Raw genomic sequence first — 13,570 nt, 5'->3', positions numbered from 1 at the left:
GTGTCCGACCTGCCCCTGATCCAAGCGGATCGCGCCGCGCCGCCACCGGCCGCGACCACCTCCACGGGTGGTCGCCGCCGGCGCGTACGGCTGCTGTCCCGCACCGACCGCGTGGTCGTCGCGCTCATGGTGGCCGTACCGCTGCTGCTCGTCGTCGGCCTGGTCTGGCTGCCGGCGGGCGCCACCGTGCTGCTCTCCGGCACCGACTGGGACGGCATCGGCCCGGTCTCCGAGATCGAGTGGGTCGGCGGCCGCAACTACGCCGACGTGGTCCAGAACTACCCGCCGTTCGTGCCGGCCGTGCAGAACAACCTGTTCTGGCTGGCGGCGCTGTTCGTGGTGGCCACCCCGTTCGGCATGTTCCTGGCCGTCCTGCTCGACAAGGAGTTGCGCGGCACCCGCTTCTACCAGACCGCGCTCTACCTGCCGGTGGTGCTCTCCCTGGCACTGATCGGCTTCGTCTGGCAGCTGCTCTACTCCCGCGACCAGGGCCTGGTCAACGCCGTCCTCGGCACCGGCGTCGACTGGTACGGCGACCCGGACGTCAACATCTGGGCCGTGCTGGTGGCGGCCGGCTGGCGGCACGTCGGCTACATCATGCTGCTCTACCTGGCCGGGCTGAAGGGCGTCGACCCGTCGCTGCGGGAGGCCGCCGCCGTGGACGGCGCGTCGGAGGGCCGGACGTTCTTCAAGGTGATCTTCCCGGTCCTGCGGCCCATCAACATCATCGTGCTGGTGGTGACGGTGATCGAGTCGCTGCGCGCGTTCGACCTGGTCTGGGTCATCAACAAGGGCCGCAACGGCCTGGAACTGATCTCCGCACTGGTCACCCAGAACGTGGTCGGCGAGGCGAGCCGGATCGGCTTCGGCTCGGCGCTGGCCACCGTCATGCTCGTCGTCTCGCTGGTCTTCATCACCGTCTACCTGGCGACCGTGCTGCGGGAGGGACGCCGATGAGCACCGCGACCGTGCCCCGGGAGGACCGGACCGCCCCCGCGACCGGACGCCGCCCGCCGCCGCGCCCGGCCCGGGTGGTGCTGCACGTGTTCCTCGCGGCGGTGGCGATCGGTTGGCTCTTCCCGATCCTCTGGGCCGTGCTGACCTCCCTGCGGTCCTACGAGTACACGGCCGCCAACGGCTACGTCTCGCTCGGCGGGTGGACCCTCGACAACTACGTCACCGCCTGGCGGACCGCCGAGTTCGGCAAGCACTTCCTCAACTCCGTCTACATCACCGTGCCGGCGGTGCTGCTGACCCTCTTCCTCGCCTCGTGCGTGGCGTTCGTCATCGCCCGGTTCAGCTGGAAGACCAACATCGCCCTGCTCGGCCTGTTCACCGCGGCGAACCTGCTGCCCCAGCAGGCCCTGCTGATCCCGCTGTTCCGGCTCTTCACCCAGGTGCCGCTGCCGGCGTTCATGAGCGACTCCGAGCTGCTCTACGACAGCTACTGGGGGCTGATCCTGGTCAACGTCGCCTTCCAGTGCGGCTTCTGCGTCTTCGTGCTCAGCAACTACATGAAGGCACTGCCGCGCGACCTCTACGAAGCGGCGATGGTCGACGGGGCCAGCGTCTGGCGGCAGTACTGGCAGGTGACCATGCCGCTGTGCCGGCCGGCCCTGGCCGCGCTGGCCACCCTGGAGGTGACCTGGATCTACAACGAGTTCTTCTGGGCTACCGTGCTCATGCGCACGGGGGACAAGTTCCCGGTGACGAGTTCGCTCAACAACCTGCGCGGTGAGTTCTTCACCGACAACAACCTGGTCTCGGCCGGCTCGGTGCTGGTCGCGATCCCGACCCTGGTGATCTTCTTCCTGTTGCAGAGGCAGTTCGTCCGGGGCCTGACCCTGGGGGCTTCCAAAGGATGACCATCGTCCACCTGCGCCGCGCCCGGACCAGCCTGGTGCTCGACGCGCGCGACCCGGGGCTGCCCCGGGTCGCGCACTGGGGCGCCGACCTCGGCCCCGTCCCACCCGACGACCTGCCCGCCCTGGTCGACGCCACCGTCGCGCCGGTCGTACGCAGCAGCTTCGACGCGCCGACGGTGCTGTCCCTGCTGCCCGAGGCGTCCGCCGGCTGGGGCGGCCGGCCGGCGCTCGCCGGGCACCGCGAGCGCCGGGACTGGTCCACCGCCTTCCGGCTGACCGGTCTCGACGTCGCCGACGACGGCACCGGCCCCGCCCGGGTCACCGTCCGGGCGGCCGACGGCGGGGCCGGGCTGTCGCTGACCGTCGAGATCGCGCTCGACCCGACCGGCCTGGTGCTGCTGCGGCACCGGCTGCGCAACGACGGCGACACGGCGTACGAGCTGCGGGAGCTGACGCCGGTCCTGCCGGTGCCGGCGGTCGCCACCGAGCTGCTCGACCTGACCGGCCGGTGGTGCCGGGAGCGGTCCCCGCAGCGGCACCCGTGGCCGATGGGCGCCTGGGTGCGCGAGGGGCGGCACGGCCGCACCGGGCACGACGCCACCCTGCTGCTGGTCGCCGGCACGGCCGGTTTCGGCTTCGGTCACGGCGAGGTGTGGGCGGTGCACACCGCGTGGAGCGGCGACCACGTGACCGTCGCCGAACGGCGGCCGACGGGCGAGTCCACCCTCGGCGGCGGCGAACTGCTCACCCCCGGCGAGGTGGTGCTCGACCCGGGCGGGGAGTACGCCACCCCGCTGCTGTACGCGGTCTTCTCCGCCGCCGGGCTGGACGGGCTCAGCGACGTCCTGCACACCCACCTGCGCGCCCGCCCGCAGCACCCGGCCACGCCCCGCCCGGTCACCCTCAACGTCTGGGAGGCCGTCTACTTCGACCACGACCTGGACCGGCTCCGCACGCTGGCCGACCAGGCCGCCGAGGTCGGGGTGGAACGCTTCGTGCTCGACGACGGCTGGTTCCGGGGCCGCCGCCACGACCGCGCCGGCCTCGGCGACTGGTACGTCGACGACACCGTCTGGCCGGACGGCCTGCACCCGCTCATCGACCACGTACGCGGGCACGGGATGCAGTTCGGGCTCTGGGTGGAACCGGAGATGGTCAACCCCGACTCCGAGGTGTTCCGGGCCCACCCGGAGTGGGTGCTGTCGGCGCCCGGCCGGCTGCCGCCCGCCTGGCGCCACCAGCAGGTGCTCGACCTGGCCCAGCCGCCGGCGTACGCGTACCTGCTGGAACGGCTGGACGCGCTGCTCACCAGGCACCCCGGCATCGGCTACCTCAAGTGGGACCACAACCGGGACCTGACCGAGGCGGGGCACCAGGGCCGCCCCGGGGTGCGCGAGCAGACCCTGGCGGTATACCGGCTCCTGGACGAGCTGCGCCACCGCCACCCGGGCGTGGAGATCGAGAGCTGCGCGTCCGGGGGCGCCCGGGTGGACCTGGAGATCCTGCGGCGCACCGACCGGGTGTGGGCCAGCGACTGCAACGACGCCCTGGAGCGGCTGGCCATCCAGCGCTGGACGGGGCTGCTGCTCCCGCCCGAGCTGGTCGGCAGCCACATCGGCCCGGAGCGCTCGCACACCACCGACCGCGTGCACGACCTGGGTTTCCGGGCGTCGACCGCGCTCTTCGGCCACCACGGCATCGAGTGGGACATCGGCACGATCGACGCGGCACAGCGCGGCGAACTGGCCGCCTGGGTCGCGCTGCACAAGCGGCTCCGCCCGCTGCTGCACGCCGGCCGGGTGGTCCGGGTCGACCATCCGGACCCGGCCGTCTGGGCGCACGGCGTCATCGCCCACGACGGCTCCCACGCGGTGTACGCCGTGGCCCAGCTGGCCACCTCGGTGACCCAGGCGCCCGGGCCGGTCCGGCTCCCCGGCCTCGACCCCCGCCGCCGGTACGCGGTGCGGCCCGCCGCCGGAGTGCCGGAGCCCGCGACGATCCAGCGGGCCGCCCCGGGTTGGCTGGCCGCCGGCGGCGTGACCCTCGGCGGCGCGGTGCTGGCGGCCGTCGGGCTCCAGATGCCCGCGCTGCATCCCGAGCAGACCGTGTTGCTGGAGGTCGCCGCCGTCGACTGACCGCGCACGGAATTGCGGCGGCCAGGAGTGGGCGGTGGCCGCGTGGTCGGAACTGTTCGTCGCGGCCCGAGGGAGAGCCGGCCCCCGCGCCGTGGGCGCGGGGGCCGGCGGTCAGGCGGTCGCTGTCACTCGCCGTCCATCTTCATGCTCGGCCACCAGCCGTAGACGGCCCGGCCGACGCGCCACGAGCCGAAGGGCACGTTGAACCCGCCGTCAGCCTTCGCCGTGAAGGTGTGCAGCCCGATGCCGTCGTCGGTGTACTGGTAGAGGATGGCCAGGTCGTCGCGCTTGTCGCCGTCGTAGTCGCCGGAGACCAGCTTGCTCCTGGCGAACTGGCCGAAGATCGTCGACGTCCAGGAGGCCAGCGGGGCGTCGAAGTTCCCGTCCGCCCTGGCCGTCCAGGTGAACAGCCGCAGGCCGTTGTCGGCGAGGAGGACGGCGACGTCGTCGCGGCCGTCGCCGTTGAAGTCTCCCTCGGCGAGCTTCATCGAGGCCAGCGCCCCGAACGGCTTGTCCGCCGGGGTCGACCAGGAGGTGTAGCCGGTGCCGAACTTGCCGTCGGCCTGGCCGGGCCAGGTGATCACCGCCATGGACCCGTTGCCGTACGCGTAGAAGAGGCTGGCGTCGTGCCGGCCGTCGCCGTTGACGTCTCCGGCGAAGACCGAGGTGCTCGACCAGTGGCCGAAGTTGGACGCCCGCCACGCCTCGATGGGCGCGTCGAAGCCGCCGTCGGGGCGGGCGAGCCAGTTGATCCAGGCCTCGTCGCCGTTGCCGTAGCCGTAGAAGGCGGTCAGGTCGGCCCGGCCGTCGCCGTTGAAGTCACCGGAGGTCATCTTCATGCTCGCCAGGTGGCCGAAGTTGCTGCCGTACGTCCAGGAGCGGATCGGCGCGCCGTGCTTGCCGTCCGGGCGGGTGATGAACGTGTCGATGGCGAAGCTGCCGTCGGTGCGGGTGGACAGCACGGCGACGTCCTTGATGCCGTCGCCGTCGAAGTCGTCGTTGAACACCTTGACCCGGTCGGCGGCGTACGCTCCGCCGCCGCCCTTCCACTCGCCGAGCGGGGCGTCGAATCCTCCGGTGGAGGTGGCGGGGAAGGTCTGTGGCGCGACGTCGCCGTTGGCGTACACGTAGAGGAAGTTGACGTCCTCGTTGCGGTCGACGGCCGGACCCTGCGGCATGGTGGCGGCCAGCCAGGGGCCCAGGTCGTCCACGCGGGTCTCCACCGCGTCCCGGCGCGTCCCGGTCTCGGCCAGGCACCCGCCCTGCCACGACGTGTGGTGCAGGGCCACGAGCTGCGGCTTGCCGTCGACGAGCCGGACGGTCGGACCACCGAGGTCGCCCCGGCAGATCGCGGCCTGCCCGCTGCCCAGGATCGCCAGCGTGCCGGCGTTCACGCCCTGCACGGCGAAGATGCCGGTGTGCAGCTGATCCGGCACCCAGGTGGTGGCGGTACGACCGAACCCGGCGACCGTCAGCTGCTCGCCCACGGCGGGGACGGCGCCCAGCGGCACCGGGGCCACGCCGACCCGCGCGGCGAGCCGGACGAGCACCACGTCGCGGGTGGGGTGCGGCACGATCCGGAAGACCGGCACGACCGCGCCGGTCGACGCGGTGAGGTCGGGGCGGCCCACGGTCACGGTGGCCGGCTTCGTGGGCTTGCCGGCGACGACCGGCTGGCCGGCGACGCTGAAGCAGCTCTTGGCGGTCAGCACCCACCACGGGTCGATGAGCGCGCCGCTACAGGCCTTGAGGCCGGGCCCTACCTCGATCTTCGCGGCGAACGCGAAGGAGCCGTCGCTGACGGCGGCGCCTCCGGTGACGGCCTGGGCCGGCGCGACGCCGAGCAACCCGGCCAGCAGTGCGGTGGCGAGCAGGCCGGCGGCCCGGGCTGTCCGCCGACGGTACGACGATGGCACAGACGATCCCTTCCGGATCAACTGGCAGGGGCCGGGTACGACGACAGGCGGCGCGACGGCCACGCGTGGCGTACGGCTTTCCCATGGCGACCGGCGCGTACGGCCGAGTGTGACGCCATGGGGAGTCGCGCCCAGCCGTGCGGCTGAGCACGATCGCGGACGATCATGAACGACAAGGACCCCCGTGTCCCTTGCGGACGTGCGAACGCCAGGAGGCGATCGCAGGGTCACCGTAGGCACGCGTACCGTCGACCGCTGCCCGGTCGGGGGTGGGGTATCCCACATCGTCGATGTCTTGCGCAGCCTCCGCCACGGCCCCTATGGGCCCGGGCCCCGACCGGGCGTTCCCATCGGGCGGCGCGGCCTCCCGCCGACCCGGGATGCGGCGGTGGCCGGGCCCGCGCGGGGCCCGGCCACCGGTGGTACGGGGAGTCCTCAGCTCGCGGTGCAGGTCACCGCGGGCGTGGCGTTGGTGCCGTTCCAGCTGGCGATGAAGCCGAAGCTGGTGCTGGCGCCGGCGCCCAGCCGGCCGTTGTAGTCGACGTTGCGGGCCGTGACGGTCGACCCGCTGCTGCTCAGGGCGGCGTTCCAGGACTGGCTGACGGTCTGGCCGTTGGCGAACGTCCACTTCGTCGTCCAGCCGGTGATCGCCGCCGAGCCGGCGGTCACCTTCACCTCACCCTGGAAGCCACCCTGCCACTGGTTGGTCACCGTGTACGTCGCCGTGCAACCGCCCGGCGGCGGGGTGCTCGGCGGCGGGGTCGTGGGCGGGGGCGTGGTGGGCGGCGGGGTGGTGGGCGGAGGCGTCGTCGGCGGCGGGGTGGTCGGGGGCGGGGTGCCGCCGAAGACCGTCGCCTCCTTCGCGGTGGCCTTGATCCCGTTCGCCCCGTTGAAGATGCGCTGGCCCCAGGTGCTCAGCGCGGCGGGGTTGAAGTTGGTGACCATGTCGAGGTACTCGACGCCCCCGCCGTTGCCGCTCCACGACCAGCCCAGGTAACCGATCCCGTTGGCCTGGCTGTAGGAGAGGATGGTGTCCTCGTCGGGGTTGCCGTCGGAGTGGTCGAAGCCGAACTCGCCGACCACGATCGGCAGCTTCGCGGCGCGGAACCGGCCGAGGTAGTCGCTGATCTCGGCGGCGGTGTCGAAGACGCCGTACATGTGGATGGAGAAGACCGTGTTCTTCTGCGGGTCGGCGGCGAACACCGACGCGGCGTTGTCGCGCATGGTGAACGACCAGTCCTGACCCCAGTTCGGGGCGTCGACCATGATGGTGTGCGTCAGGCCGCCCGTACGCAGCCGCTTGATGGCGTTGGCGGTGTCGGTCGCCCAGGTGCCGTAGCCCTGGTTGCCGTACGGCTCGTTGCCGATGTTGACGATGACGTACTTCTCCTGGCCGGCGAGGGCGCTGGAGACGCTGAGCCAGTAGTCGACCGCCTGGTCCAGGGTGGCCGCCCCGCTCTGCTCGCCGTAGCCGGTGGTGTCGTGCACCTCCAGCACGCAGATCAGCCGGTTGGCCTTGCACAGCGAGATGACGTTGGCGACGTCGGCGGTGTCGTTCTTCGCCCACCGCTGGCCGCTGGCCAGCACCACCCGCACCGTGTTCGCCCCGAGCGCCTTGATGTTGGCGAAGGAGCTGGTCTGCTGCTGGTACCAGGTGTGCGCGTGGTTCACGCCACGCATGACGAACTCGCTGCCGTTGGCGTCGTAGAGCTTGCCGTCGGCGACGGAGAAGCCGGTCGCGGCCCGCGCGGGCTGCCCGAACGCCAACACGGCGACCAGCAACGCGAGCAGGGCCGCACCGGCGGCGGAGAGTCTTTTCTTCATGGCCTTCCTCAAAGGGAGGACCCCCGCTGCCCAGGTGGGGGTGGGACGTCACAGGGGATGGCGGCTGCAGCCCGACAGCCGCCGCCCGGCTCCCGGCGGCGCAGGGATCAGCGTAGGCCGGTCGGGCCGGTCACGCAATGAACCGGTTAAGCAGCGGACCGCCGACACCGGACGCGAGGGTTGACCCGACCTGGCAGGGGTATCCGGGGATGATCCGCCCGGGTCGGAAGGAGACACCCATGGTCAAGGTCGGCTACACCCTGATGTGCGAGCAGGCCGGTCCGAAGCAACTGGTCGACTACGCGGTGCGGGCGGAGGCGGCCGGCTTCGACCAGCTCGTCATCTCCGACCACTACTACCCCTGGCTGGACTCCCAGGGCCACTCCCCGTACGCCTGGTCGGTGCTCGGCGCGGTCGCGCACGCCACCAGCCGGGCGGAGCTGATGTCCTTCGTCACCTGCCCGATCCGCCGCTACCACCCGGCGGTCGTGGCGCAGAAGGCCAGCACGGTCGGGGTCCTCTCGGACGGCCGGTTCACCCTCGGCCTCGGCGCGGGTGAGAACCTCAACGAGCACGTGGTCGGCGGCTGGCCGCACGTGCAGCAGCGGCACGAGATGTTCGAGGAGGCCCTCCAGATCATCCGGCCCCTGCTCAACGGGGAGACGCTGACCTTCTCGGGCAACCACTACGACGTGCCCGACGCGTACGTGTGGGACCGGCCGGCCCGCCCGGTGCCGATGGCCGTCGCCGCCTCCGGCCGCCAGTCGGTCACCCTCGCCGCCGAGTACGGCAACGGCCTCGTCGCGACCGAGCCGGACCCGCACATCATCGAGATGTACGACGAGGCCGGCGGGGCCGGGCAGCCCCGCTACGGGCAGGTGGCCATCTGCTACGGCCCGGACGAGGCGGAGTGCCGCAAGATCGTGCACGACCAGTTCCGCTGGTTCGGGATGGGCTGGAAGGTCAACGCCGACCTGCCCGGGCCGGAGTCGTTCGCCTCCGCCACCCAGTTCGTCCGCGAGGAGGACGTGGCCGAGGGGATCTCCTGCGGGCCCGACGTGGACCGGCACGTCGAGGCGTTCCGCAAGTTCGTCGACGCCGGCTTCACCCACGTGGCGATCGTGCAGGTCGGCGGCGGGACGCAGCCGATGTTCCTGGACTGGGCGCAGGAGCAGCTCCTGCCGAGGCTGCGCGAGCTGTGAGGGCGGCACCCGTGCGGCGTCCCCGGGTGACCCCGCCGGGCCGCTTCGGTCCGGCGGAGCTGCGCCTCGCGCTGGCCGCCCCGAAGCCGGCCGCCGGGCTGACCAGCGAGTGGCGGCTGGTCGACGGCATCCGTACGCACACCCGCCGCGCCGGCGACCCCGGCACCGCCGCCACCCCGGTCGTGCTGGTGCACGGGCTGGCCGTGTCCCACCGCTACCTGACCCCGCTCGCCCTCGCGCTGGCCGACACCCACCCGGTGTACGCGCCCGACCTGCCCGGCTTCGGGCTGACCGAGCGCCCCGGCCGCGCGTTCGACGTGCCCCGGCACGCCGCGCACCTGGCCGCCTGGCTGGCCGCGTACCGGATGCCGCCCGTCTGCCTGCTCGGGCACTCGTTCGGCGCGGAGGTCGTCGCGGCGCTCGCCGCCCGGCACCCCGACGCGGTCGCGGCGGTGGTGCTCGCCGGCCCGACCAGCGACCCGGCCGCCCGGTCCCGGCGGGGACAGTTCGGGCGCTGGCTGGTGGACACCCTGCGGGAGGCGCCGTTGCAGGCGCCGATCCTGCTCCGGGACGTCCTCGACGCCCGCCCCTGGCGGGTCCACGCGACGCTGTCGCACTCGGTGCGCAACGGCATCGAGGCGGACCTGGTCCGCATCGCCGCGCCCACCCTGGTGGTGGCCGGCTCCCGGGACCCGGTCGTGCCGCCGTCCTGGCGAGCGCAGGTGGGCCGGCTGGTGCCGCACGCCCGTACGGTCACCGTGCCGGGCGCCGCGCACAACGTCGTGACCACCGCACCGGCGCAGGTCGCCGACGCGGTCCGCGCCCTGCTGTCCCCCACACTCACGAACAGGTGACGACATGCGTATCGGCAACACGGAGATCCGTCCGGCCGGCGGCGGCCTGGGCTGCCTGCTGATGATCCTCTTCTCGATCGTCGCCTCGGTCGTCCTGACCGTGCTGCTCAACCTGCTCCTGTAACCCTGCTCCGGCTCGGGCGGTGGCTCCGGCTCCGGCTCCGGCTTCGGCTTCGGCTTCGGCTTCGGCTTCGAGATCTTGGTAGGGAAGTGCCCCTGGAGGGGCCGTTTCTTGCCAAGATCTCGCTCGGGCACCGCTCGTCGGGCACCGCTCGTCGGGTGCCCTCCGCCGTCGTCGCGGCGTCCGCGGGTCAGCCGCGCAGGCCGAAAGCGGTCAGCGCCTCACGGGTCGCCTGGCGAACCGGGTCCACGACAGCGCGGCGCACCCAGCGGACGGCCGGCGACACGGTCGCGCGCCACACGGCGGCCACCGCCCGACCCACCGGGCGGACGGCGTGCCGCCACAGCCAGCCCGCCCCGAGCACGAACGGCCGCAGCGTGAGCGCGTAACACCACCAGAGCAGCCGGCCGGCTGCCCACCACGCCCAGCCGAGCGCGCCGAGCAGCACCCGCCCCACCGCCGCCAGCCACCGCCCGACCACCACGAGCCCCGCCGCCAGCCACCGGCCGACCGCCACGAGCCCCGCCACCAGCAGGCGTCCGAGCGGCGCGAGGAGCCGGGCCAGCCAGCGCAGCGGAACCCAGATCAGGTGGTACGCCAACCAGGCCAGCGGTATCCACACCACCGTCCGGGCCAGCCAGGTCAGCCCGCGTGCGAGCCAGACCAACGGCACCCAGACCAGCGTGCGCAGCAGCCAGGACAGGCCAAGGCCGAGCCAGCGCAGCAGCCAGGCCAGGCCGCGGCCGAGCCAGCTCAGCGGCGCCCACACCAGGGTCCGCAACAGCCAGCCCAGCGGGCGCAGCAGCCAGCGGTGCAGCCACCGGCCGACGGCGGCGACCATCTCCCACGCCAGCCGGACGGGCACCACCACTACCAGCGCGATTCCCCGGACGACGGCGACCAGCAGCGGGGTGGGCGGGGACCCGGCGTTTCCCGGATCCGCGCTCGGCGAGTCGATCACCGGCTCACGGTAGTCAGCACCGGCAACGCGCCGCCCTCCCGGCCCTCCGGGGAGGACCGGGGTCGCCCGGCCCGGCCGACCAGGCGAGCGGGGCGGCCGGGCAGGGCGGGCGGGCAGGGCGGGCGGTCAAGCGGGGGCACGCGAGGGCAGGCCGGCCGAGCAGGCGAGGGCAGGGCGGTCAGGGCAGGCCCGGGCAGAGCGGTCAGGGCGGGCGGGGCACGCGAGGGCAGGGCGGTCAGGGCCGGCGGGCAGGGCGGGCGTAAGCGGGGCAGGGCGGTCAGGCGGGGTCGAGGTCCAGGTCCGCCACGACCGGATAGTGGTCGGAGGCGTACTCGGTCTCGCCGCCCCGCAGCACCCGGCAGTCGCGCACCCGGCCGGCGAGCGCCGCCGTGCCGAGCAGGTAGTCCAGCCGCATCCCGGAGAACTCCGCCCCGCCGCCGTGCCGGGTGGGCGCGGTCAGCCCGCCGTCGGGCGCCCCCGCCGTCGCGTACAGGTCGACCAGGCCGGCGGCGAGCAGCCGGGCCACCGCGCGGGTCTCCACCGTCCGCCCGTCCCGGCGCAGGTGACGGCGGCGGTACGCGGCCGGCAGCCGGGCGATGCGGTCGGTGTGGTCGGCGACCGGGTCGAGGGTGTTGAGGTCCCCGGCCAGCAGTCCCAGCTCCCCCGGCGCGCGGCGCAGCGCGGCGGCGACCCAGCCCGCCTCGACGCGCCGCCGCAGGCCCCAGTACGGGTCGAGGTGGACGCTCAGCACCGTCAGCGGGCCGGCGGTGGTCGCCACGGTGACCCGCTGCGCGGCATGGTGGAACGGCCGGCGTACCCGGGTCGCGGCGAGGACGCGCAGCGGCGGGCGCAGCAGCACCGCCACCGGCTGGCCGAAGCAGGAACGGGCCAGGTGGGGTCGCATCCCCACCCGGCCCGCGAAATCGGCGAGCACGCCGCCCGCAGCTGCGCGGAGGCCACCGGCTGGGGCAGGCCCAGCGGCCGGCCGCTCGTCGAAGCCCCGTAACTCCTGCAACGCCAGCACGTCCGGCCGCTGGTCGACGACGACCCGGACCAGCAGGTCCCGGCGGTCGGCGCCGCCGGCGTCCCGTCCGCCGGTGCGGATGTTCCAGGTCATCGCCCGCAGCATCGGCGGCGTCAGTCCGCCCGACCGGCCTTGGCCAGCTCGTCGTCGAGGGTGTGCACGTCCTCGGACTCGATGCTCGGCCGGTTGCCCTCGTGGACGTCCTCGTTGGGGCGGAGCACCCAGTAGAGCAGCCCGATCCAGAGGGTGGTGAGGATGATCGCGCCCATGAAGTCGGTGGGGTGGTGCATCCCCCGGTACATCCGGCTGATGGCCACGCCGGCCGGCATCACGACCGCCAGCGCCACGAAGATCCACCGCCACCACCGGTCGGTACGCGGGAAGACGATCACCGCGATCGCCACCCAGACGCAGAGCGTGGCGGCGATGTGGCCGGACGGGAAGGAGGAGGTCGGCATCGGCCCGTCGAGGTTGCCGACGGGCGGTCGCGGCCGGTCGACCGCGGCGGCGGAGGCGAGGAAGAGGCTCAGCTCGCCGAACATGGTCAGTGCCACGAAGAGCACCGGCCGCCAACGCCGCCAGACGGCCAGCACGAGCGGGCAGAAGACCAGCGAGATGAGCAGGATGGCGTGGGTGTCGCCGACCTTGCTCCACCAGTAGCTGAAGTCGTCCCGGCCGGGGGTGCGGTGCTCGGCGAACCACCTCGGCACGTCCGTGTCCAGGGTGGCGAAGAAGGTGCCGCCGGCGTGGTAGCTGACGAACATGCCGAAGCCGTAGAGCGCGCCGAGGATCAGCACCCAGCCGACGATCAGCTCGAACACGGCGGCCCGGGGGTGCGGCAACAGGTGCGCCTCGTCGGGGGCGGGCGCCACGTCGTGCGCGGCCTCCGGCTCCAGCCCGTCGGTCAACGCCGGGACCGGCCGGCCGCGCTCCAACCGCCAGAGCCGGAAGGCGTACGCGGTGACGCCGAGCCAGGCGGCGCCGAGCAGCCAGGCCCCCAGCACGTCCGAGACGAAGTGCACGCCCAGCGCGATCCGGGTCAGTCCGATGAGGAAGACGACGAGGGCGACCAGGGCGATCGCGGGCTTGCGCCAGCGGCGCGACATGGCCGGCAGGAAGACCAGCAGCAGCGCCCCGTACGCGACCATCGAGCCGAGCGCGTGGCCGCTGGGGAAGCTGTCCCCGGCGTACGTGCCGATGGGCACGTCCACCTCGGGGCGCAGCCGGTCGACAAGCGTCTTGAGCGCCGGGTCGAGGACGAGCGCGCCGACGCCGGTGACGATGAGGAACACCGCGAGCCGCCCCTGCTTGCGGATCAGCAGCCCGACCACGGCGACCGACACCAGCCAGATGATGACGGCCCGCCCGCCGAGGTCGGTGAGCGCGTTGAGCACGGTCACCAGCGGCCCGTGCGGGGCGACCAGGTCGTTGAGCCAGGCGGCCACGCCGTGGTCGACGTCGTAGAGCGGGGACCACCGGGTCCGGACCAGCACGAGGAGAATCCCGAACCCGACCCCGGCACCGAGGACGATCGCCAGGCCGGCGAGCGTACGCTCAGTGAAGTGACCCAAGGGTCGTCGCAACGCCTCTTTGACCGCGCCCACGGCAGCCTCCCTCTCGCTTCTGGCGTGCCGCATTACCCGATCGGCGCTCCGCGTACACCGGGGG

Annotated in this window: 10 protein-coding genes; 5 read left to right on the top strand and 5 right to left on the bottom strand. The window is 73.3% G+C overall.

What is annotated here, in order from left to right; all coding sequences use genetic code 11:
- The 3 genes from ACN27A_RS30845 to ACN27A_RS30835 are packed head-to-tail and all read left to right on the top strand — an operon-like array spanning window position 1 to window position 4,000.
- Window positions 1-957 carry a carbohydrate ABC transporter permease gene (locus ACN27A_RS30845; RefSeq protein ID WP_421457990.1) on the top strand — a complete coding sequence of 319 codons (957 nt, stop codon included), beginning with the start codon at window positions 1-3 and terminating at the stop codon, window positions 955-957.
- The gene (locus tag ACN27A_RS30840; protein WP_421457989.1) at window positions 954-1,865 is read left to right on the top strand and encodes a carbohydrate ABC transporter permease; all 912 of its coding nucleotides are present in this window, start codon (window positions 954-956) and stop codon (window positions 1,863-1,865) included. Before ACN27A_RS30845 ends, ACN27A_RS30840 begins: the two co-directional genes overlap by 4 nt.
- Entirely contained in the window at window positions 1,862-4,000 is a 2,139-nt protein-coding gene (locus tag ACN27A_RS30835) for an alpha-galactosidase (RefSeq protein ID WP_421457988.1), read from the top strand. Before ACN27A_RS30840 ends, ACN27A_RS30835 begins: the two co-directional genes overlap by 4 nt.
- A gap of 125 nt (window positions 4,001-4,125) precedes the next feature.
- On the opposite strand, the gene ACN27A_RS30830 is transcribed toward ACN27A_RS30835, so the two are convergent.
- Complete coding sequence (locus ACN27A_RS30830) at window positions 4,126-5,916, bottom strand: trypsin-like serine protease (RefSeq protein ID WP_421457987.1); 1,791 nt, start codon at window positions 5,914-5,916, stop codon at window positions 4,126-4,128.
- Between the two features lie 435 nt (window positions 5,917-6,351).
- A complete protein-coding gene (locus ACN27A_RS30825) occupies window positions 6,352-7,740 on the bottom strand; it encodes a cellulase family glycosylhydrolase (RefSeq protein WP_421457986.1) in 1,389 nt (462 codons plus the stop codon).
- Window positions 7,741-7,979: 239 nt separating this feature from the next.
- Here ACN27A_RS30825 and ACN27A_RS30820 point away from each other — a divergent pair, with 239 nt between their 5' ends.
- Window positions 7,980-8,942: a TIGR03557 family F420-dependent LLM class oxidoreductase gene (locus ACN27A_RS30820; RefSeq protein WP_421457985.1), complete on the top strand. Its 963-nt coding sequence runs from the start codon at window positions 7,980-7,982 to the stop codon at window positions 8,940-8,942.
- A gap of 11 nt (window positions 8,943-8,953) precedes the next feature.
- Complete coding sequence (locus ACN27A_RS30815; RefSeq protein WP_421457984.1) at window positions 8,954-9,796, top strand: alpha/beta fold hydrolase; 843 nt, start codon at window positions 8,954-8,956, stop codon at window positions 9,794-9,796.
- A gap of 311 nt (window positions 9,797-10,107) precedes the next feature.
- Here ACN27A_RS30815 and ACN27A_RS30810 read toward each other — a convergent pair whose 3' ends face one another.
- The 3 genes from ACN27A_RS30810 to ACN27A_RS30800 all read right to left on the bottom strand — a co-directional run bounded on the left by ACN27A_RS30810 (window position 10,108) and on the right by ACN27A_RS30800 (window position 13,506).
- Window positions 10,108-10,878, bottom strand: coding sequence for a hypothetical protein (locus tag ACN27A_RS30810; protein ID WP_421457983.1), 771 nt, complete (start codon window positions 10,876-10,878; stop codon window positions 10,108-10,110).
- A gap of 277 nt (window positions 10,879-11,155) precedes the next feature.
- The gene (locus tag ACN27A_RS30805) at window positions 11,156-12,007 is read right to left on the bottom strand and encodes an endonuclease/exonuclease/phosphatase family protein (RefSeq protein WP_421457982.1); all 852 of its coding nucleotides are present in this window, start codon (window positions 12,005-12,007) and stop codon (window positions 11,156-11,158) included.
- 8 nt (window positions 12,008-12,015) lie between these two features.
- A complete protein-coding gene (locus ACN27A_RS30800; protein ID WP_421457981.1) occupies window positions 12,016-13,506 on the bottom strand; it encodes a phosphatase PAP2 family protein in 1,491 nt (496 codons plus the stop codon).
- Window positions 13,507-13,570 lie beyond the last annotated feature (64 nt).

The organism is Micromonospora sp. WMMD737 (genome assembly GCF_049179055.1).
GTDB classification, from domain to species: Bacteria; Actinomycetota; Actinomycetes; order Mycobacteriales; family Micromonosporaceae; genus Micromonospora; species Micromonospora reichwaldensis.
This window is presented reverse-complemented; position numbering and strand designations above follow the sequence as displayed.